The organism is Nocardia sputi, assembly GCF_023501985.1.
Genome location: NZ_JAMFLC010000005.1, coordinates 1 through 21,444, shown reverse-complemented (window position 1 = coordinate 21,444; position 21,444 = coordinate 1). Strand labels below are relative to the sequence as shown.

Annotated in this window: 14 protein-coding genes; 11 read left to right on the top strand and 3 right to left on the bottom strand. The window is 66.8% G+C overall.

The window, feature by feature from the left end; translation table 11 throughout:
- The first annotated feature begins 247 nt into the window (after positions 1-247).
- The 3 genes from M8859_RS09340 to nbtC are packed head-to-tail and all read left to right on the top strand — an operon-like array spanning position 248 to position 6,642.
- A complete protein-coding gene (locus M8859_RS09340; RefSeq protein WP_195071285.1) occupies positions 248-1,006 on the top strand; it encodes a thioesterase II family protein in 759 nt (252 codons plus the stop codon).
- A gap of 16 nt (positions 1,007-1,022) precedes the next feature.
- On the top strand, positions 1,023-2,345 hold the full coding sequence (locus M8859_RS09335) for a beta-ketoacyl [acyl carrier protein] synthase domain-containing protein (RefSeq protein ID WP_249644097.1): 1,323 nt from the start codon (positions 1,023-1,025) through the stop codon (positions 2,343-2,345).
- 55 nt (positions 2,346-2,400) lie between these two features.
- The gene (gene nbtC, locus M8859_RS09330) at positions 2,401-6,642 is read left to right on the top strand and encodes a nocobactin polyketide synthase NbtC (RefSeq protein ID WP_443678224.1); all 4,242 of its coding nucleotides are present in this window, start codon (positions 2,401-2,403) and stop codon (positions 6,640-6,642) included.
- A gap of 93 nt (positions 6,643-6,735) precedes the next feature.
- On the opposite strand, the gene M8859_RS09320 is transcribed toward nbtC, so the two are convergent.
- Positions 6,736-7,890 (bottom strand): AMP-binding protein, encoded by a 1,155-nt coding sequence (locus M8859_RS09320; RefSeq protein ID WP_249644096.1) that lies wholly within the window; start codon positions 7,888-7,890, stop codon positions 6,736-6,738.
- Between the two features lie 264 nt (positions 7,891-8,154).
- Between M8859_RS09320 and M8859_RS09315 the strand changes: the two genes are divergently transcribed.
- Positions 8,155-8,820: a GNAT family N-acetyltransferase gene (locus M8859_RS09315; protein ID WP_195071289.1), complete on the top strand. Its 666-nt coding sequence runs from the start codon at positions 8,155-8,157 to the stop codon at positions 8,818-8,820.
- Between the two features lie 10 nt (positions 8,821-8,830).
- On the opposite strand, the gene M8859_RS09310 is transcribed toward M8859_RS09315, so the two are convergent.
- Positions 8,831-10,120 carry a SidA/IucD/PvdA family monooxygenase gene (locus M8859_RS09310; RefSeq protein WP_249644095.1) on the bottom strand — a complete coding sequence of 430 codons (1,290 nt, stop codon included), beginning with the start codon at positions 10,118-10,120 and terminating at the stop codon, positions 8,831-8,833.
- A gap of 122 nt (positions 10,121-10,242) precedes the next feature.
- Here M8859_RS09310 and M8859_RS09305 point away from each other — a divergent pair, with 122 nt between their 5' ends.
- Positions 10,243-10,950 (top strand): siderophore-interacting protein, encoded by a 708-nt coding sequence (locus tag M8859_RS09305; RefSeq protein ID WP_195071290.1) that lies wholly within the window; start codon positions 10,243-10,245, stop codon positions 10,948-10,950.
- A gap of 45 nt (positions 10,951-10,995) precedes the next feature.
- Here M8859_RS09305 and M8859_RS09300 read toward each other — a convergent pair whose 3' ends face one another.
- Positions 10,996-14,547: a non-ribosomal peptide synthetase gene (locus tag M8859_RS09300; protein ID WP_195071291.1), complete on the bottom strand. Its 3,552-nt coding sequence runs from the start codon at positions 14,545-14,547 to the stop codon at positions 10,996-10,998.
- 634 nt (positions 14,548-15,181) lie between these two features.
- Here M8859_RS09300 and M8859_RS09295 point away from each other — a divergent pair.
- From M8859_RS09295 to M8859_RS09270, 6 genes are all read left to right on the top strand, one after another.
- Positions 15,182-15,376: a hypothetical protein gene (locus tag M8859_RS09295; RefSeq protein ID WP_195071321.1), complete on the top strand. Its 195-nt coding sequence runs from the start codon at positions 15,182-15,184 to the stop codon at positions 15,374-15,376.
- A gap of 57 nt (positions 15,377-15,433) precedes the next feature.
- Positions 15,434-15,883: a TIGR03667 family PPOX class F420-dependent oxidoreductase gene (locus M8859_RS09290; protein ID WP_195071292.1), complete on the top strand. Its 450-nt coding sequence runs from the start codon at positions 15,434-15,436 to the stop codon at positions 15,881-15,883.
- A gap of 4 nt (positions 15,884-15,887) precedes the next feature.
- On the top strand, positions 15,888-16,469 hold the full coding sequence (locus M8859_RS09285) for a putative glycolipid-binding domain-containing protein (RefSeq protein ID WP_249644094.1): 582 nt from the start codon (positions 15,888-15,890) through the stop codon (positions 16,467-16,469).
- Between the two features lie 48 nt (positions 16,470-16,517).
- Positions 16,518-17,447 carry an RluA family pseudouridine synthase gene (locus tag M8859_RS09280; RefSeq protein WP_195071294.1) on the top strand — a complete coding sequence of 310 codons (930 nt, stop codon included), beginning with the start codon at positions 16,518-16,520 and terminating at the stop codon, positions 17,445-17,447.
- A 94-nt stretch (positions 17,448-17,541) separates the two neighbouring features.
- Complete coding sequence (locus M8859_RS09275) at positions 17,542-18,285, top strand: CPBP family intramembrane glutamic endopeptidase (RefSeq protein ID WP_195071295.1); 744 nt, start codon at positions 17,542-17,544, stop codon at positions 18,283-18,285.
- Positions 18,286-18,564: 279 nt separating this feature from the next.
- Entirely contained in the window at positions 18,565-21,159 is a 2,595-nt protein-coding gene (locus tag M8859_RS09270) for a hypothetical protein (protein ID WP_249644093.1), read from the top strand.
- Positions 21,160-21,444 lie beyond the last annotated feature (285 nt).

Sequence of the window (21,444 nt, the reverse complement as noted above, 5' to 3'; positions counted from 1 at the left end):
TCCGCTTCCGACCAGGTCCGGCGGCGACCCGATGGCCCGCCGGAACGCGGAGATCCATGGCCCGCAACGCAATACCCGCGCAGACACGTACAGTCGTCCAAGTTATGATAGCCTTACCTACCATTCGGCTCGAGGCTCGCCACAGCGGACCGTATGCGGGAGGGCACGGGATTTCGATTCCGGCGCTCGATGTGCGGCCCTCCTGTGCGGATCGTCGAGCGAGAGCGATCGAGATGTGGAGTAGTACATGCAGCGCAGACCGAGTTGGATCAGGCAGTTCCACAAGCCGAATTCAGCTGAACTCCTCCCACTCTTGATCTTTCCGCACGCGGGCGCCGGCGCATCCTCCTACCGCGTCTTCTCTCAGGCATTGAGCAGGAATTTCGACGTCATCGTCTTCCAATACCCGGGGCGCCAGGATCGAGCGACAGAGCCGGCGTTGGCCACCCTCCCGGAAATCGCCGCAGGGGCCTTCGCCGAATTCCGGCAATCGGAATACAACCGCGGTGTCCCGATCATCACATTCGGCCACAGCATGGGAGCGCTGATCTCGTTCGAGTTCGTCCGGCTTGCCGAAGCCGCCGGTGTCGACGTGCGACAACTCACGATCTCGGCGGCGGTCGCGCCCTGCCACGCCGCGGACAAACCACCGCATCCGACCGAGGACCAGGAAATACTCGATCACCTCGGCATGTTGGAAGGCACCAGCGCCGATGTCTTCGCCAACCGGGAGGTCATGAAGATGGCGCTGCCGGTCATCAAACGCGACTACCAGGCATTCGATGCCTATTCCTGCGCCGAAACCGTCAAGGTGACAACGCGCATCCACGCGATCTGCGGTGATCAGGATCCGGTCGTCACGATGCGAGATCTCTACGGCTGGGCCAAACACGCCGAGGAAATAGAGGTCACGATGTTCGACGGGGGACACTTCTATCTGAACGACCACGCCGGCGCTATCGCGGATTTGTTGGCGCCGTGCGCGCAACCCGAGCGGACAGCGTGAGTAACGGGGATCTGTCATGACAACAGCGACGGCCGAGAGCCGTGAAGGAATAGTCATTTCCGGAATGGCCGTCGAGGCGCCGGGCGGAATCGACAGCCCTCGTTCGTTCTGGTCCGCGCTTGCCGAATCGAGGGAACTGGTCGGCCCGTTCCCGCGCGACCGGGGTTGGCCGCTCGATGATCTGCTGTCCGTTTCCCGCATCGACGGATGGGGACAGGTCCGCGACGCGGGCGGATTCCTCGACGGCGCAGCGGCCTTCGATCCCTCCTTCTTCGGCATCACGCAACGGGAAGCCATTGCGATGGACCCACAGCAGCGGGTCGGCATGCGGGTTGCGTGGAAGGCACTGGAAAACGCCGGAATCAATCCCGGCGCGCTCGACGGCGAGGACGGCGGCTGCTTCATCGGCGCATCTCCGATGGAATACGGCCCGCGAGGCGCGGAGGTCAACGCCTACAGCGGACATCGGATCGTCGGCTTCGGACAACTGGGCGTCGCGGGCCGGATCTCACACTGCCTGGGTCTGGGCGGACCGTCGATGTGTATCGACTCCGCCTGCGCGTCGTCATTGACCGCATTGCATCTTGCGGCCGCGGCAGTACGAGCGGGAGAATGCGAATGGGCGCTCGCCGGCGCCGTCTGCGTGATGGGATCGCCGGTGGCGTTCTACGAATTCGCGAAGAACAACGCCCTTTCGGCTGATGGGCATTGCCGGTCGTACGCCGACGACGCCACCGGCACTCTGTGGAGTGAAGGCGCGGGTGTGGTGCTCGTCGAGCCCGAGTCGCGCGCCCGTCGGCTGGGACACCGGATCTACGGTCGCATCCTGGCCACCGCTACCAACCACAATGGCAAAGGGAAGCCCATCCTGGTTCCTCGCGCGCATGCCCAGGAACGGCTGATCCGTAAAACTATCGATATCGCGGGGATCGACCCCGCCGAAGTCGGAATGATCGAGGGGCACGGCACCGCTACTCGCGCCGGCGACCCGGTCGAGTTGACCGCACTGCAGAATACCTACGGCTGCGCGGGAGCCGATGTGCTGTTGGGTTCGGTGAAATCGAACGCCGGACACGCGCAGGCCGCAGCGGGAATGCTCGGATTGATCAAGCTGCTGCTGGCCGGCGAGCACGGTCATATCCCGCCGAGCCTGTTCTCGGAGAACCCGACTACGAAAGTGGATTGGGATCGGTCGAGCCTGCGGCTGGCTACGAAACTGCTGCCGTGGGAGCCGACGAACGGCGCGCGCTACGGCGCCGTGTCCTCGTTCGGCGCAGGCGGAGCCAATGCGCACGCAATCATTGCGATGCCCGTTCGTGAGGAGCGCGACGATTTCTGACTATCGACTGCCCGACGGCACCATTCCGGTTCTCCTGTCGGCGGATACGCCTGAACTGCTACGAGACGAGGCCGCGGCCATCCTCTCCTACGTCACGGATCGTCCCGAGGCATCACCGCGCCGCGTCGCGGAGATGCTGTTCCGCACCCGGGTCGCGCGCCGACACAGAGCCGTAGCTATGGTCACCGGCCGAGACGACCTCGCCACCACGCTGCGGGCCGTCGCGGAGGGCACTGCGTACCCTGCGGTAGTCCGTAACGACGGTCCCGCCACGCCCCGCCGGCGCGCGTTCGTATTCCCGGGGCAAGGCGGTCAGCGCCCCGGAATGGGCAGGCTCTACTACGAAGGCTCCCCCGCGTTCCGTGCCGAAGCCGACCGCTGTGACGAGGTCTTCCACGAACTCTTCGGCGCGTCGCCGCTGACCTACGTTCTCGATGAGGATTTCCCGGCCGACGACAGCGCGCGAACCGTGCAACCTGCGCTGTTCCTGCAGATGGCCGCGCTCGCCGCGATGTGGCGGGCCGTGGGCATCGAGCCCGACGTCACGATCGGGCACAGCCAGGGCGAGATCGCGGCGGCGTATGTGTCGGGCAAGATGACGCTGGCCGATGCGATCCTCATCGTCGGCACGCGGGCACACGCCGTGGACGGGATCGCCTCCGATGACTACGCGATGGCGGTCGTCGCCGCCGACCGCGACGAATGCGAGGACTTGCTCGCGCGCCGCTCGGGATGGGCGCAGTTGTCGGTGATCAATTCTCCGCACATGGTCGGCATATCGGGTGACCGCGGCACAGTGCAGGACGTCGTGGATACGCTCACCGAGCGTGGCACCTTCGCCCGGGTGATCCGCGTCCGGTACCCCGCGCATACCAGTTCGATCAACCAGCTCGGCGACGACGTCCGGGATGCGGTGAAGAGCAGGCTGAGCAGCCATTACTTCAGCGAGACGAAGATCGAGTGCATCGGGGCCACGCTCGGCGGCCCGATCACCTCCGACCTGCCCGTCGACGAGTACTGGTTCTGGAATCTGCGCAACATCGTCCGATTCGACAAGGCGATCGCCGCGGCGGTCGCACAACAGGTGGACACCTTCGTCGAACTCGCCGAACATCCGACGTTGCAGCTGTCGATCCAGGAGAATCTGAGCGTTGTCGCGGCCGAGCACAGCGCTACGGTGACCGGTACGTCCAGTCGTACCGCCACCGATCTGAGCGAATTCGCGCGAAATCTGGCGGTTCTGGCGACCAGCGACGTGGACTACTCGTGGGACCGGCTGCGCACCGAATCCGAGAAAACGATTCCGCTGCCGTTGCCCGACTTCCCGAATGTGCGGATGAACGAGCTGCGGTTGTGGTTGCCATACAACTCCCCCTCGGCCGCATCGGCCGGGCCGGTTACCCCACCGGCCGAGCACGCCGCCGCGTCATCGGTCACCGAGCAGGTCACCGGCAACCCGGAGAATGCCGCCGCGACACCCGCACAACTGCTGGTCGAGGATTGGGTGCGGTTGGTGCAACGCTCACTGGTCCCGCCACGCAAACTCGGCCTCATCGATCACACCGGCGCCTGTGCGGAACTCGCTTCGGCGCTGTGCGCCGAAGCGGAGAACTACGGCGCCACGGCGCGCATGATCGACATCGAGAACGACGGCGACAGCGGTGATGTCGACACAGTCGTGGTGTTGCTCGCCAACCCCGGGCCGCTGGACGACCACAACGCCGTGGCGCGAACCGCCGAATTCTTCGGACTGCGATCGTGGTGGCCAGGATTGGGTGGCGAAGTGACCGATTGCTGGCTGCTGACGGCCGGCGGAGAAACTGTGGTGGCCGAGGACGCGCCGCCGCACCCGGTGCACGCCGCGGCCAGTGCGGGATTCCGGTGCATCGGCGCCGAATACCCCGGCGTCGCCTTCCGCCATCTGGATCTGTTGCCCGAACAGACGCGACCGGATTCCGCCGGCGCGATCATCGCGGCGATACACACCGCAGGTGAACCGGAACTGGCGGTGCGTGGCGACAGCTTGTACGCCAAGCGACTCGTCGAGGCGGAACGGATGACTCCGGATGCGCTCGGCGCGCGGCCGGAGAACGTCGTCATCATCGGTGGCACAGGCAACCTCGGACTGGAGTTCTGCGCTCACTTCGCCCGCAACGGCGCACGCCGCATCACGCTGGTGGGCAGATCAGGTGAGACCCCGGCGATCGCCGACCAGTTGGCCCGCATTCGCCGGACGGGTACGGCCGAAATCCGCACCATACGCTGTGATGTACGCGACAAGTCCGCTGTCTCGCGGTTGGCGGAAGAACATCGCGATACGCCCGCGAATCTGATCATTCATGCCGCGGTCGATTATTCGGATGTCGAGCTGGCGCAGATCACCAGCGAGAAGGTCGACCAGGCGTTGCGGACGAAGGTCATCGGCATCTCGCAGGTGCTGGAGGTACTCCCCCGCGCACAGAACTGCCGCGTGCTGCTGTGTTCCTCGATGGCGGCGACGATCGGTGGACGCGGACAAGTCGTCTACGCGGCCGCCAACCGGATGCTCGATGCGATGGCGCACCGGCTGCGGGCCGAGGGACTCGATTGCGTTTCGGTGCAGTGGGGGCAATGGACGGTACATCTCGATCTCGGCGCCGCGGGCGCGGCGAAGCTCGCTGGAGCGGGCGTCGTTCCGATGAATCCCGCTGACGCGATCGCACTCGGATCGAATGGACTCCACACGAACGCCATCGTCGCGGCGTTCGATTGGAGCCGCGCGCATTCCGCTCTCGAGGCATACGGATACGGGCCCCTGCTGTCGCAGCTGGCTGCACCGGCCGCCGCGGACCATGCACCCGGTGCCGGGGAGAACTTGCCGCGACGCATGGTGAAGCTGCTGGCAGAGGTCATAGGTGTGGATCGCGTCGCTACGATCGACACCTCCGTTCCGATGGTCGCGATCGGTCTGGATTCTCTGCAGGCGTTGGAATTCCGTCGACGAGTCAACGGGGAGTTCGGTCACGACCTGCCCGTCGCGCAGCTTCTCGGCGGAGCGTCCGTCGATGACGTCGTGGCGCTGGTCCGTTCGCACGCGCCGATTCCGGCGAGGACGGGCACACCGGCACGCCCTGTATCCTCCCAACAGCCCGACGTTCCCGCGGAATCGGTGCGCCCGGCGCGAGCAGTGCACGCCACGAAGCCCGTGGACATCGCCGAGCGTGCGCGGCTGGCAGCGGCGCACGCAGTGCCAGCCGATCTGGATCCCGACCGAATGCGCTCCGCACGCGCGGATCTGGACACCTTCGGGCTGCGAGCGATGATGGAGACTCTGGATCCGGTACTGCGGGATGGCGCCGTCCACACCGTGGACGAGATCGCCACGCGTCTGGAATTCGCACCGCGACATCGGTGGTTGCTACAGCGCTGGCTCGACGAGCTCACGACACACGGTTGTCTCGAGCACGTCCCGGCGCACGGCTATCGCGCCGTGGGTCCGGTACCGGCGCCGGCTCGTCCCGACTTGTTCGCAGTGTGCGCCGACCTGGGCTACTCGCCCGAGTTCGCGACCTTCCTGCAGCGGTCCGATGAGCACCTGACCGAACTCGCGCAGGACCGCGTTCGCGTCCAGGAGTTGTTGTTCCCCGACGGCGACATGCTCACCGCCGAAGCCGCATATCGGGACAACATCATCAGTAGCTATCTCAATACCGCCGCCCGCGAGATCGTCGCGGGCATAGCCGAGCGACTGGAACGCGACCGATCACCGATCCGGATACTCGAATTGGGGGCCGGTATCGGAGGAACAACCAATGATGTCCTGGCCGGACTGTCGGGACTGTCCGTGGACTACCACTTCACCGACCTGTCGACCTTCTTCCTCGCCGCGGCGCAGAAGCGGTTCTCCGAATATCCGTGGATGCGATACGGAATCATGGACCTCAATACCGACCTCGGGGAGCAGCCGCCCTACGACATCGTGCTCGCGGCCAATGTCGTGCACAATGCCCACCACATCGGCGAAACTCTCCGCCAGCTACACGACCTGCTCAACCCCGGTGGCGCGGTTGTCTTCATCGAGGCGTGCCGGGCGAACTTCCAGCTGCTGACATCCATGAAATTCCTGATGTCGGCAGGCCCCGGTCAACCGCACCCCGGCAGTTCCGACATCCGAGCCGGGGCGCGGATTTTCCTCACCGAAGACGAGTGGCGTGATCAGCTCACCAGTTCAGGGTTCACTCCCATGCTGGTGCTGCCCGACGCCGATCATCCGATGCACATGCTCGACCAGCGGATCTTCGCCGCGATCCGCGACTGAGAGCAAGGAGCCCGAGCGGGCTGTACTCGGCTGCAACGCGGCGGTGGCCCAGCCGATCATGATCGGCTGGGCCACCGCGATCACGCCGCCTCATCAGAAACGGCAAGCGCGGCAAGCGCATTCCAGCGAGCCGTCCGTGGTCCAGCCTGCACGATCGCCGGTTCGAAACAATCGGCCTTCCGGCAGGAACGGATCGTCCACGAAACGGTTGCGGGCGGACGGATTCCCACCCTCGGCGCCGAGCGCGGCGCCACCCACGTAGACCTCGCCGATCACTCCGGGCGGGACCGGTTGCCGAAACTCGTCCAAGACCAGCACTCTGGCGCCTGGGATCGGCCTCGTGTGTCCGGTTCCGTCCAGCGAGCCGCGCGTCACCGCACCAGCGTAGGCGGGCACCGTATAACCGAACGTGGCGATCGATTCCGTCGACTGTGTGACGAGTCGGCCGGAAAGCAGTGGCGCAGGGCAGACCCCGGTAACATCCCAGCGCCGTACCGTCGGTAGCTCGGCGCCCGTGGCAGCGATACGTTCGACCGTAGCCACGTCGGCGGTAACGTGGGTTACCGCGGATGTCGCAATGAGTTCGACCACCGCGTTCGGGTCGCTCCACTGCGGCTGCGTGGCGACGACCGACGTCGCACCGTCCGCGAGGGCGGCCAGCAGCTCGACGGTGACCTGAGCGTCGCTCCACCCTGCGGAGAGCAGCCGCACGTCGGCGGAACCCCACACGCAATCTGGTTTTCCATACCGACGTTCGGCGGCGATCGTACGGCGGTCCTCGACAGCCACTTCCAGTGCCGAACCGGGCAGCACAGCGATCTCCGGCGCCCCGCCGGCGACGGCCATGGCTCCATCGCCGAGCATGGCCACCAGTCGAACCAAGCGGTCGACCGACGCGTTCACCGACACTCTTTCCACCGCGGGCATATCCAGCCATGCGAAGAAATCGCTATAGGTGAGAGTCACTGTGTCGCAGCGGATAGCGGTACGAATGCCGGGGATCATCCGAGCCCGGCGAACCAGGTCGGCGATGCCGGGCGCCTCGGGCAATTCCACACCGGTGGCCCACTCGTCGAGCACCCGCCGTCGCTCGTCAGCGGTCAGCCCATCCGTCCCGCCGAGATCGGCGTCGGCCGAACCGGCGGGATCTCGAACCGCGAGAGTGTTCACGCGAACTCCCGCGTCGATACCGGCACCGGGCTCGGCTCGCACCGGGCGCACCGGGCGCACCGGGCGCACCGGGCGCACCGGCGAATTGTCAGATGGCGCGCGGCCGGCGCCCGGCTTCGAAAGCATGCGTCTCCCTCACGAGGATCTCGGCGTAGCGCCGGCTCCCGCAGCACGGGTATCGGCTGGAACAGTCGTTGCGGTCCGGACCGACGTATGCGCTTCGATTCCTGGTCGATCCGAGCAACCACCCGAAGCGTCCTTAGCATAGGGTAACCTTACCGACAACCCGAGACCCAGTGCTGCGGCCGAACGTGACCGCGACGACCGAGGAGCCGCCGAACGATGAATCCGACTGGAACGCCGTACGTTCTCAAGCGAGAACTGACCGATATCCCCGACGATGTCCGCGCCGCCCCAGCACCTGTGATTCCCGATTTCCCCGAGCCGTTCGCTCTTCGGGTGGCCGATCCCGACAGCGACGATCCCGCGACGATCGCCGAATGGATGAGCCTCCCCCACCTGGCTCGGACTTGGGAACAACCGTGGCCCCCGGAGCGCAGACGGGCCGACATCGCCGCACAGCTCGCCGGAACTTACTCGCGACCATGCATCGTCAGTTTCGATTTCGCAGCCATCGACTTGCCAGAACTCGGCCGACGCGAAGTCGCCTACGTAGAGCTGTACCGGCCGGCGAAGGACGAGTGCGCGCGGTTCTACCACGCCGACCCACGGGACATGGCTTTCCATATCGCGACCGCGGACCAGAACGTGATCGGCCGAGGCGTCATGTCGAAGTGGATCGGCCTCCTGGCCGAGGGCATCTGGGCCGCTGAACCGGAATGCCGCCGCCTGATGGGCGATCCGGATCACCAGAACATCTCGGTACGCAGAGCTTTGGCCAAGAACGGCTGGCTCGAACTGGGCGAGTTCGATGTGCGGCCCGGCCGCCGGATCGCTCTGTGCACATTGCCGCGTGAGCCGCAGGACGTACCGGCGATCCGGCGCTGACCGCCCGCGTCTAGCGACCGGCCGAACCTCCCTGAGCGCGCACGGCTACCGAGCGCGCACGGGTCGGAGCCGCCTGCAGCACCCGATCCGAAAGTTCCCCCAGGCAGCTCAGATTCGGGAATCCGGGGCCCTGCGCCAGACCAGCGAGATTCGGCAGGTAGAGCTTTGCATCGAGGCCGGTCACCGCCAGGTCGTGGCCGATCGCCGCCTCGATCCGCGGCTGCGTGATCGGGCCGCCGATCGCGAGTTCCACCAGATCTGCGGCGTCGACATCGAACATCTCCAGGAACCACAGCGGCTGACCGCCGGTCGCGTCCACCACCAGATCGAAGACATGCACCCGATCCGGGCGCCCCTCGTTGCGCAACGTCAGCGCGACGCCCTCGCCTTGCTCCGCCACCCGCACGACACGCCCCTGCAAATGATGAACCCGATTGTCGCCCAACAGGTTTTCCTGCACGCGCACCGAGAACACACCGCGGTCGGTGCGCCGCACGACGTCCCGGCGTTCTTCTATGCTCAACCCCCGCCACTTGGCGGGATCGCTGTACAGCGAATTCTCGAAGTAGCTCTCGCCGCGGGTGTAGATCGTGGCGGCGGGCGAGATCACCGAGACGGTCAGTACATCGTGACGGACCAACTCGTCCATCGCGGAGCCCGCGGTCTCACCGCCGCCGATCACCGCCGCTCGCGACGAAACCGGCAACCGGCGGCGGCCGACCAGATCCCAGAAGTCGGCGATGCTCAACACTTTCGGATGAGCGGCCAGCGCACGCCTGCTGTCGCCCGGCCCGGTGATCATCAGCCGGTCCGCATCGATCTCGGACGCAACGCCGTCCGCGTCGACCACCGAGACCAGCCAGCCGTCGGCCGCCGCGGAGATCTTGCGCACCGCCCCTGGCACGATCTCGACCTCGGCCTTCTTCGCGACCCACTGCAGATATTTGGCCCAGACATGATGATGCGGATTGGGGCGGCCGCGGTCGACCCATTCGGCGTACGTGCCGCGTTCGACGAGGAACGACGTCCAACTGAACGCCATCATCGCCTCGTTGATCTCGCGGTTGTGCCCGCGTGCCCAGGTGGAGTGGTACGGAAATCCCACATCCTTTTCGGGGCTGGTGCCCAGCCGGTGCTGGCCGTCGGTCCAGCCACCGTTCGGCAACCAATTGCCACCCACCGCATGCGGTTCCGCCACAACTACCTGCGGCGCGGGCAGGCCGAGTTCACGCAGGACGTATGCCTTCGCCGCGACGGCCATGGCTTTCGGACCCGCGCCGACCACCAGAAGTCTGTCCACCGGTTCTCCCATCTTCATCCCAGCCACCGGATCGGCGCCCGGCCGCGAAGCGGATCGTCTGTGCCGCCGCCGATAGAACGGCGAACAAGACTTCCAAGTATACTTAGGCTAACCTTAATCACATGGGTAAAGGAACCAACGGCGTCATGTTGAAGCTGTGGCGTGCCGACGACTATCGACTGCGCGTCACCTCCACCGAGAGCATCACCGACAAATATGTGCGGATCGGCTTCGCCGCGGGCGGTCTGCTCGCCGACCATCCGGTCCACCCAACCCAGTTCATCCGGTTGTGGATCCCCGATGCGGTCACCGACAAGTTGCACCATCGTGCGTACACCCTGGTGGATCAAGACCCCGCGGCCGACCACTTCTACATCGAATTCGCTTTGCACGGCGGTCCGGCCAGCGCGTGGGCACAGCGAGCGGCGGTCGGCGAGGAAATCGAGGCGTCCGTGCTCGGCTCGAAGTTTCAGCTGCCCGACACCGTACCGAGCGAGTACGTCATTTTCGGGGACACCGCCTCGCTGCCGGCGATCAATTCGCTGCTCGACGCGATCGGCGACGCGCCCGCGAGGGTCTGGCTGGAATGGCAGTACGAATCCGACACCTCGCTTCCGGTACGCAACAAGCCGCACCACCAGGTGACCTGGGTGCAGCGCATCGATGACGGAAGGCTGCTGCGCGAACAAGCACATGAGTTGGACTGCTCCAAGGACGTTTTCGCGTGGGCCGGCTGCGACGGTCACACGACCCGCACGATCGTTAAGGCTCTGAAGACAACCCACCAGTTGCCGAAGACTTCGATCAAGTACCAGGCCTACTGGAAGTAGTTCGGTAGCGCCTCGCCCTGATGCGAGGCGCTCCTCTCCCCGGCCTCAGGCCATACTCTGAGTCTGCGACAGCACCTCGTCGTCGCTCATCGCGGATACCTCCAGGTACATCTTGGCCACCTGCGCCAGCCGGTCGGCATGTGGATCCCTGCTCTGAAGTCGTTGCGCGAGTCCCGCGACGGTGCGGGACGCGAACATGTCGGCAACCAGCGCGTGCTCGGTGTCCAGCCAGTCGCGCACGCGCGCGATGACGGTGGTGGCCAGCACCGAATCTCCGCCGAGCTGGAAGAAGTCGTCGTGCACGCCGACGCTGTCGACGCCGAGCACCCCGGCGACGATATCCGCGAGCGCGGCTTCCACATCAGTGCGTGGCCGACCGTCCGACCCATCCCCGGCGCTCGGTTCGAGCAGGGCAACCACGGCGCGGCGGTCCAGCTTTCCGTTCGCGGTCAACGGCATGCGATCGAGTACCTCGATGCGAGTCGGAATCATATAGCTGGGCAACAGCTCCGATACCGCATCGGTGATATCCGCGGCACATCCGGTGGGCCCGGACACCGCCGCGACCAGTTTCGGCGAGCTGTCGCCCACGACCGCGGCAACGGCATGGCGGACGCCGTCCACCGCCCGTAACGCGGTCTCGACCTCGCCGAGTTCCACACGGTAGCCACGGATCTGCACTTGATGGTCGGCACGACCCAAGAACTCGATGGTGCCGTCCGGCCAGTACCGGGCCAGATCACCGGTGCGATACCAGCGCATCCCCTCGTGTTCGACAAACCGCTCCGCCGTCCGCTCCGGATCGTTGCGGTAGCCGGCCGCCACGCCGGCGCCGCCGACCCAGAACTCACCCGGCACCCAATCGGGGCAATCACGGCCGGCCTGCGAGACGACCCGGCAGCGCACATTGCGCAGGGGCACGCCAAACGGCACCGTCGCCCAGTGCTCGGGAGGATCGGCGACCTCACAGATGGTGTTGTGGATGGCCGTCTCGGTCGCACCACCCAGTCCCGAGAACCGGCAACCGGGGACCTGGCGAGCGAGTCGGCGTGCCAAGTCGGCGCCGACCCAGTCGCCGCCCAGTGTCACCGCACGCAGTGAGCCACCCAGTTCCCCACCGCCGACTTCCAGGATCATGTCCAGCATGGCGGGGACGCAATTGAGAATGGAAACCCGGTGACGGCGAAGGAGTTCGACCCAGGAGGTGGCCTCGGCGCGTTGTTCCGCGTCGAGCGCGACCACCGCTGCGCCGACCGAGAACATCCCGAAGATGTCATAGACCGAGGCGTCGAACTCCAGGGCGGACAGGCCGAGCACCCGGTCGGTGGAACCGACCTCGAACCAGTCGTTCACCGCGTCTATGGTGTTCATCGCCGCGCAGTGTGGGACGTCGACACCCTTCGGCACACCTGTGGAGCCCGAGGTGAAGATGACGTAGGCGATGCTGCGCGTGTCCGGGAGCACCGGCTCCCGCAACGGGTTCACATGCCGCCTGGCCGCGGTCATCGGCACACAGCGGACCTGTTCGCCCATGTCGGCGCCCTCGACGGTAAGGGCAACGGCCACCGCACCCGTCCGCAGGATCTCCGCACGCCGGGCTACGGGTTGATCGAATCCGATGGGCACGTAGGCGGCACCTGCCGCGAGAATGCCCAGCACGGCCACGATTTGGTCCGGCCCCTTGGGCAACTGCACCGCCACGGCGTCACCGGACTCGACACCGTTGTCGCGCAACGCGCCCGCGACGGCCAGTGCCTGCGCAGCCAACTCACGGTAGGTCCACACACCGTCCGCACCGTCGCGGCTCCACACCACGGCGGGCGCATCGGGTTTCGTCCGGGCGTGCTCGAACAGTCCTTGGTGCAGGCAACGCCCACTGACCGGCCCGTCGGTGGCGTTGATCTGCGCGCGCACCGCGGCCTGTGCCACCGGTAGCCGAACCGGCGCCTCGGCATCCCAGCCCGCCGACCCCTCGGCGAGCCGCGCGACCGCCTCGATGTAGCGGGCGAACATGGTGTCGATCATCCCCGCCGGAAACGCGGATTGCCGGACATCCCAGTTGAGCAACAGTCCGCCACGGATCTCGGTGACCTGCGCGTCCAGCAGCACCTGCGGCCCCTGCGAGATGATCCATACCGGTTCGCCGAAGGTGCCGGTGACCGACTCGGCGAATAGTTCGCCGAGATTGAGCGCACTCGTGTAGACGATCGGCGCCAATACCGGCTCACCTCGGTATCGGCCGAGGTCACGCAGCACCTCCAGCCCGGAATAGGCGGTGTGCGCACCACTTTCGTGCATGCTGCGCTGCAGCGATCTGGCTCGCTCGGCGACGGTCACGTTCTCGGTGACGTCCACGTCCAGCATGATCGACGAGGTGAAGTCGCCGACCACCCGGTCGATGCCGGGGTCCACCGGCTCCCGGTGAAAAAGCGGCACATTCAGCAGGAACCGGCTCTGGGCCGACCAGCCGCCGATGGTCTCGGCGAATACCGCCGCCAATGCCATGGCGGGGGTGATCCCGCGCTCGTGCGCGGCCGCCGACAACCGCTCCTTCGCTTCCGGAGCCAGCCAGTGGTCGTAGCGAACCGTGCGATGCGGTTCGACGCGCTCCCCGACGGGAACGGTGGGCAGCTCCGGGGCGCCCGGCAGGTCCGGCAGCCGCTGCTGCCACCACTGGCGGTCACGCTCGCGGGCGGCGGTGTCCACCTTCCGCTCGGTCCGATATTGACGGTAGCTATAAGATTGCTCCGACAGCTGGGCTCCGTGATACAGCTCGGAGAGATCCGCGACCAGTACCCGATAACTCATCGCATCCCCAGCCAGCATGTCGACGTCCAGGTGTAGCCGGGTACGCCCCTCCGCGAGCAGGGTGAGCGTGACGTCGAAGACCTGTCCGTCCGCGATGTCCAAACGCTGATGGGTTTTTTGGTCGCGCAGTCGTGTCAAAGCCGCCTCGGCGGCGTCGTGCGCGTGCTCACGCAGGTCAACGACGCTGAACACCGTGCGTCCCGGCGCGTCCATCGTCTGTTGGGTACCGTCCGGCAGGAATCTGGTGCGCAGCATCGGATGCGCCGCCGCCAGGTCGGCCACCGCGCGCTCCAGTCGCGCGGGATCAACCTGGCTGCCGTCGAATTCGACGTACAGGTGCGCCGCCACGCCCCCGAGTTCCTGCTCGTCGGAACGTCCGATCCAGTATGCGTGCTGCATGGTTGCGAGCGGGAACGGGGCGAACTCGTCCGCCCGCTGCGCCGAATCTTCCGCCGTTCCGCCGGTCCGGTCCCCTACCTGCCGCCCGCTGCCGACGACGGCGCTTTCGGACGCCGCGGGTCGCGCGCCCGACGCGAGGATCCGGTGCCAGTCCGCCACTGTCGGCGCAGCGGCCAGTTCGGCGAAGTTGACGTCGTAGCCGCGCTTTCGCCAGGCGCCGGCCAACTTCATGGTGCGGATGGAATCGAGGCCCAGCTGGATCAGGTCGTCACGGTCGGTGATCGTGTCCGCGGCGACGCCCAGTTGCGCGGCCACCGCCTCGCGTACTTCGTCGGTGTCCATCGCCGCCGCCGCAACCGACTCCGCCCCGGTCCCCTGCCCTGACTCCATCACTGCCGTCACTCCTCTGTCTCGCGGGATGCCCGCACCGGTCCGGGCTGTAGGAACGCTTCGAAGTCCCAGCCGTTCCGGAGGTATCGCGCCGACCGCCCGGTCAGGCATCTCGGCAAGCAGCATATCGCAACAAAATAGGGTTGCCTAACCTATATTTTGTTGTGCTCGGCGACTATCCCCAGGACGAACCCCGGCGCGCCTCCGCTCCCGCGTTTTGCATTCGCCGAGCATCTTCAGCGACCGGTTCCCCTCTTCGCCACCGGCGGCGTGAATACACCGGCATCCGTCCGCGTCTCCAACCCTTCGGCCTCAGCTCGCCGACATCCGCCAGCGTCCCAGCATGGAAGACCGAGCCGACTTTCTGAGATGTGATCAGGGAGGGGCCGTGCGCAGGCACGTGAACAGCGGAGCACACCGTCCGCACCGCCGCGCCTCGATCGACACTCACCCCGAAGTTGTCCTCCCCGCCGTGTTCCGTCAATGTGCGAAAATTGTTCCGGACCCGCGGTTTTCGTACTCCCGACGCGCCGGGGAAACCTCCGTGAACGGCGGTACATCCGGGTCCGATAGCTCGTGCACATCGCTAATTTCGAGCGAAAGCGGGAACTATCGGAGCACAGGAGCACCGGATATGTATGGCATGGAGTTGTTCTCGGTTCTGTCGAATTCCGCGCGTGACCCCGGCGAACTGAGTGCGGGCCAGGCGCACCGGGCTATGCAGGTGCACCTGGATTGCAGCGTGGAACTGTGCCGGGTCCGCCGCCGCGCGCGCAAGACGCTGGTCGAGGCACGCTTGATGGTGCTCGACGAGCGGGCCACGCCGTAATGGCGGCCGCCGCGGGTCGGGCGGAATCGCCCCGGGTGCCGCGGTGTTGTTCCTGCCATGACCTCCACGGCATCCGATCGATCCGCCCCTGTCGTCGACACCGACACCGAATTCGGCGCGAAAGTCGCCGAACGACTGAACCGCGAGTCCGTCCTCTGGCTGACCACCGTCGGCCCCACCGGCACACCGCAGCCGAATCCCGTCTGGTTCCAGTGGCGCGACGGCGAATTCCTGATCTTCAGCCAGCCCGGCAAGCCGAAGGTGCGCAACATCGAGCGCAACCCCCGGGTCGCCTTGAACCTCAACAGCACCGAGACCGGCGGCGACGTGGTCGTGTTCACCGGTACGGCGCGCGTCATCGAGCAGCGGCCCGGCGCCGATGAGATCGCGGCCTTCACGACGAAGTACGCCGATGGACTGCGCTCCATCGAGATGACCGACGAGCAGTTCTACGCCGAGTACTCGGTCGTGCTGCGTATCACCCCCGATCGCCTGCGCGGATTCTGACCCGATGATGTTCGCGCCGCCACCACCCACCGCCGCGTGGCGGCATCGGACCGCACGCGAGGGCTTCGAGGTGGCCTATTTCCGGGTCACCGAGCAAGGCGTGCTGACCGACGGCTGCACGACGGCCGTCGAGGACGGCACGGCCTGGGTGGTGGACTACCGGATAGCGCTGGATCCCGAATGGCGTACGCGCCGGGCCCAGGTCGCCGTGCGCAAACCCGGTGGCTGGAACACGCTGGTGCTGGAATCGGACGGTGCCGGGTCCTGGCTGCTGGACAGCATGCCAGCGCCGCTGCTCGACGGCTGCCTCGACGTCGACCTGGAGTCCTCGGCGCTGACCAACGCGCTTCCGGTGCATCGGTCGGCGCAGGAGGTCGGCGATGCCGCTCACGCGCCCGCGGCCTACGTGTACGCCTCCGGCGCTGCGGTGGGGCGGCTGGAACAGCGTTACGCCCGCATCGCCGACGGCGAGCACGGCCCTCGGTTCGACTACGCCGCCCCCGACGTCGACTTCACCTGCTGCCTCGAGTACGACAAGTCCGGCTTGGTGCTCGATTACCCGGGCATCGCGGTTCGCGCCCACTGAGGCGGCCTCGGACCTCCCGCGACCAGCCTGCGGCTAGGGTCGACACCGATGAGAAGGCGGCAACAACCGCCGTTGCCGAAACGGCACGGCTTGGACCCGGCTCGGCTGCGATTGCCGGAGCAGGGCGACTGGGCGACCATCCGGGACCACCTGGTGGAGCGCCTGCCCAGGGTGCCCGCGACGCGCATAGACGAACTGCTGCACGCGGGCGGCATCGTCGACCTGGACGGGCCGATCGCTCCCGACGCACCGTACGTTCCGGGCGGCGCGGTCTGGTTCCATCGCGATCTGCCCGAGGAGGCGGTGGTCCCGTTCGACATCCCCGTCGTGCATCGCGACGACGACCTGCTGGTCGTGGACAAGCCGCACTTCCTGGCCACGATCCCGCGCGGTCGGCATATCCTGCAGACCGCGCTGGTGCGATTGCGCCGGGAGCTCGACCTCCCCGATCTGGTCCCGGCGCACCGGCTCGACCGCGTCACGGCGGGCTTGGTGCTGTTCGTGATCAATCCGGCCCGTCGCGGCGCGTACCAGACCATGTTCCACAAGCGCACCGTGCGCAAGGAGTACGAGGCGATCGCCCGGTTCGATCCCGGCCTCACGCTGCCCCGCGTGGTGCGCAGCCGGATCATCAAGGAGAAGCAGGTGCTCGCGGCCCAACAGGTGCCGGGCGAGCCCAACGCGGAAACCGAGATCGAACTGCTCGAGCACCGCGACAGCCTCGGCCGCTACCGGCTGCGCCCGCACACCGGCCGGACCCACCAGTTGCGCCTGCACATGAACAGCCTCGGCATTCCTATTCTCGGCGACGACTTCTACCCGGTGCTCACCGAGAAACCCGTCGACGACTTCACCAGACCGCTCCAGTTGCTGGCCGCCGTGCTCGAGTTCACAGACCCGATCACCCGCGAGCCGCGCCGCTTCGAGACCACTCGCACGTTGCGGGCGTGGACCGATCCGCACGGGTGGGCGGGCTGAGGGAAGCGGTCCGCACGCCAGGGAGAAGTGGCCTATTCATCAGTGGGGCGGGGGCGCGTAGCGAACCTGTTCCAGATCCGTACACTGGTCCGGGATGCCTGAGCCAGACCTAGCAGCAACAGTCCAGCAACGACGCAAGATGCACGCATACATCGACGTCGCCGTCGTGGTGCTGGTCTTGGCGGGCACCAATCTGATCGCGCACTTCACCACCGCGTGGGCGAGCATCGTCACGGTGCCGGTGGCGGCGATCGCGCTGCTCGCATTGGTGCGCAGGCGCGGCCTCGGCTGGTCCGAGCTCGGGCTTTCCCCTCGGCACTGGCGGCGCGGCTCGCTCTACGCGCTCGGCGCGGCGGCGCTGGTCCTCGCCGTCGTCGCGATCGGGGCGGCGCTCCCGCTGACCCGGCCGTTCTTCCTGGCCGATCGCTACGCCACCATCTCGGGCGCGTTGATCGCCTCGATGATCGTCATCCCCCTGCAAACGGTGATCCCCGAGGAACTGGCATTCCGAGGTGTGCTGCACGGCACACTGCTGCGCGCGTACGGCGCGCGCGGCGTCTTCGCGGCGGGTTCCCTGCTGTTCGGTCTCTGGCACATCGCCTCCTCCTTCGGCCTCACCGCGGGCAACCGCGGCCTGAGCGGAGTCATCGGCGGGGGCGTCGCCGGACAGGTCATCGGAATCCTGCTCGCCGTGGTCGCGACGGCCGCCGCAGGTGCGGTGTTCACCTGGCTGCGCCACCGCAGCGGCAGCCTGCTCGCCCCGATCGCACTGCACTGGTCGGTCAACGGTGCGGGCGCCTTGGCGGCCGCTATTGTCTGGCACACCACGCTGAGCTGATCCCGCCCCCCGGGCAACCCCGGGCGGTGAAAAAGCCGCTCCGGACGGGATGTGAATTCGAACTGAGTTTCGACACGCAGGTGGGCTACGAAATGGCCGCTCATCCGGATAATCGAGCCGCATCGTGAATTTCGGCAGTTCGGCGTGTCGCCGTCGGCCCGGATTCGGCCACGTTGACCACGAGCATAGGGCGGTTTAGTCTCACTGGCGATCACACATATGTTCGAGCACTCATGTCTCCACCACCCGGCATGACATCTGCTCTTGGGAAGGCTCGCGATGCCCGACGAACTGTCGAACGGTAGTTCCGAGATCGCCGCGCTGGCGCAGCAAGTCGAGACCGCGCGCGGCAAATTGCCCCTGCAGCTGGACCCGGCGTTGCTGCAAGTGCTGTCCGAACGCGAGATCAGCGCGGAGCGCGAACTCGCGGAATGGATCCGCGCGCAGCGACGCAAGCAGCGGCGACTGGAGATCGAGGAAGAGCTGGCCGCACAGCGGCGTGACCGGAAGTCCGCGGCCGCGTTGCGCCGGTCGGAGGAGGCCGACGCCCGTTGGCACCGGCGCGCGCTGGCGGCGCGGCGGCGGGTGTCCAGCGAGGACGCGCGATTGGCGCAGCTCTACCGGCGGGCGGAGTGGTCGTCGCGTGCGTTGATCGCCGTCGTCGTGCTCGGCATGGTGTGGGCAGGGGTCAACGTGCAGCACAATCTGGTGCCCAGCGGCGACATGTCCGATCCGCTGTACTGGTTGAGCTACGGCATCGAGGCGATGATCTCGATTCCGATCATCACCATCATGGTGGCGGCGACGACCGCGGCACGGTGGGGCCGGGAGCTGGCGCGCGGCAAAGTGATCCTCTTCGAGGCGGCTCTGCTCGGTACGACCGTGGCGCTCAATACCGGACCGCATCTCGCCGCGGGGGACCTCGGCCGCGCCGCCGAGTACGCGATCGCTCCGGTGATGGTCGGCGTGGTGATCTGGTTGCACGCCTGGGTTTCCGCGCGGTACGCGGTGCTGATCGACGGCGCGCCGGTGATCGAGCGCGAACCGCAGCCGGTTCGGATCGACGCGGAGCGTATTCCTGGCCTCTCGGATAGTGATCGTCTTCGCCCGCTCGACGGCGTGAATTCGGCTCACAGCGAATTCGGATGGGACACAGCGGCCCATCGGCACGAGGACTTCGATCCGGGACGCGGTGCGGAATCCGACAGGCGCATCAGTCAGCCGGACGGCGTGCACGTCCCACGGGCCGGACTTGATACCGCTGCCCACCGTTCGGCGGACACGGCGGTTGTCGACCGCTCCGATTCCCCGCGCGGCAAATCAGCCACAACGAACACACCGGTCACGTCATCGTCTGATGGCCACACCACCGACTCGGCGAACAGAGGCAACGTCAACGCGGAGCCGGCGCACAGCCACGCGGTCGCCTCCCCCGCGAACGGCCACGCATTCCCCCACGTCACGAACAGCCGCAGGGCCGAGACCACGGTGAACGGTCACATCCTTCCGAATGGTCACGCTGCCCTGCCGATCGAAGGCGAGAGCGCCGACGGCAACGCCGCCGAGCTTCGCCTCGATGAGCGCCGCGTCCGTCCGGCTTCCAACGGCCACACCGTCGAGAACTCCACCACCGGCGCTGCCCATGACGTGCGGACCAACGGACACAGCGTCCGTCCGATCACCAATGGATACACAGCCGAGAACTCCCCCACCGGACGCACGCACGGTGACGAATCCACCTTTCGTCCGACCACGAACGGATACAGCGCCGAGAGCGTCACGGACGCGGCACATCACGCGCAGAGCAACGGACACGGCAGTCGTGCGAACACAAACGGCCACGCCGCCGGGATCTCACCCGGCCTCCGCGGTCGGGACCTGCGGGTCAACGGACACACCCCTCCCCTTGCCACCAACGGCCATACGGGCAGCCTCACGCCCGACGAAAGCACACATTCCTCCACCGCCAACGGCGAGGACGTGACAGCCCCGCCTGCGGATCATTCGACCTCCGCTGTCGCCGATTACGTCTTCCATCTCCCCACCCACGAGCCCACGACCCGAGCGGCTGACGCCCCGGCGCCCACTTCCGAAGCGGACGCGGAACGTGGACAACCGAGCCAGGCAGGCGCTCCTTCGTCGGTCGACGCGGGCGGCACGATCGCGGACCCGGCGGATACCACCACGCAGGAGACGCGTCCCGAACCCACGCAGACGTCTCAGCAGATCTCGCTCGACGACCTGCACGATGGACTCGAATTACGGGAGCGTCGCCTCGTACCGCCGAACCGCGAGCACGGCACCGCCGTTGCGGCATCGCCGCATCCGCATGTCGATCACGGCGGTCATCCGGATCGCGCGCCTCGCGGAAACGACCCCGTTCGGCACCCGAGCGCCGGCGCCGCCGAACCCGGGCGCACACCGGCCTCGGCCACCACGGACGCCGCCACGCAGGTGCATCCGAACGCCACCGCTGCGCGTGCGGCGAAACGCGGAAAGTCGCTGTCCGGCGAGCAGAACGATCGCTCCGCCGAACCGGAGGGCGAACAACTCGCCCTCGAGCAATCCCCGGAACCACCGCGCCCGGAACCTTTGCCGATTCTGGATGCCGACGACGACGAGGACGGCGAACTCCCCGCCGAGCCGGAAGAGGCCGACACCGACGACGACGAGATCTCGGCGATCGCGCGGGCCATCACCACCCGGCGCCTGTCCAGCTTGCCGATCGAGGAGGTCAGGGAAATCCTCACGCTCGCCGACCAAGGGGGCTCGACTCCCGCCATCGCGAACGAACTCGGTGTCTCCCGCGCGGCGGTCACCCGAGTTCTGGACTCGGCCATCAAAGTCCATCGCCCGTACGCGGTCATCGGCTGACACAGCCGGTCAGCGGCGTTCCGAGGTGGCCAGAACAGCCAACGGCTGATGCTCCGAGGCGACGACGCGAGCGAGGTTGCTCGATCGAGCCGCGGAATGTCCGCATCCGGTGCAACCACTCGGTGGCTTGGTCTTCAGCGCACCCTGCGCCGCCGACGCGGGGTTCCGGTAGTAACCGCCGAAAAATCAACGGATATGGCGTAGCTTGTTCAGCGGCGGTTGGTGTCCGGGCCCAGGATCGAGGTCAACTCACGCATCGCTTGCGGGGATGGTTTGAAGTAGCGG

Excerpts from the sequence above, each read along its gene's own strand:
- M8859_RS09340 (WP_195071285.1), top strand. The coding sequence starts at position 248 with ATGCAGCGCAGACCGAGTTGGATCAGGCAGTTCCACAAGCCGAATTCA.
- M8859_RS09335 (WP_249644097.1), top strand. The coding sequence starts at position 1,023 with ATGACAACAGCGACGGCCGAGAGCCGTGAAGGAATAGTCATTTCCGGA.
- M8859_RS09315 (WP_195071289.1), top strand. The coding sequence starts at position 8,155 with ATGAATCCGACTGGAACGCCGTACGTTCTCAAGCGAGAACTGACCGAT.
- M8859_RS09305 (WP_195071290.1), top strand. The coding sequence starts at position 10,243 with ATGGGTAAAGGAACCAACGGCGTCATGTTGAAGCTGTGGCGTGCCGAC.
- M8859_RS09300 (WP_195071291.1), bottom strand. The coding sequence starts at position 14,547 with ATGGAGTCAGGGCAGGGGACCGGGGCGGAGTCGGTTGCGGCGGCGGCG.
- M8859_RS09295 (WP_195071321.1), top strand. The coding sequence starts at position 15,182 with ATGTATGGCATGGAGTTGTTCTCGGTTCTGTCGAATTCCGCGCGTGAC.
- M8859_RS09290 (WP_195071292.1), top strand. The coding sequence starts at position 15,434 with ATGACCTCCACGGCATCCGATCGATCCGCCCCTGTCGTCGACACCGAC.
- M8859_RS09285 (WP_249644094.1), top strand. The coding sequence starts at position 15,888 with ATGATGTTCGCGCCGCCACCACCCACCGCCGCGTGGCGGCATCGGACC.
- M8859_RS09280 (WP_195071294.1), top strand. The coding sequence starts at position 16,518 with ATGAGAAGGCGGCAACAACCGCCGTTGCCGAAACGGCACGGCTTGGAC.
- M8859_RS09275 (WP_195071295.1), top strand. The coding sequence starts at position 17,542 with ATGCCTGAGCCAGACCTAGCAGCAACAGTCCAGCAACGACGCAAGATG.
- M8859_RS09270 (WP_249644093.1), top strand. The coding sequence starts at position 18,565 with ATGCCCGACGAACTGTCGAACGGTAGTTCCGAGATCGCCGCGCTGGCG.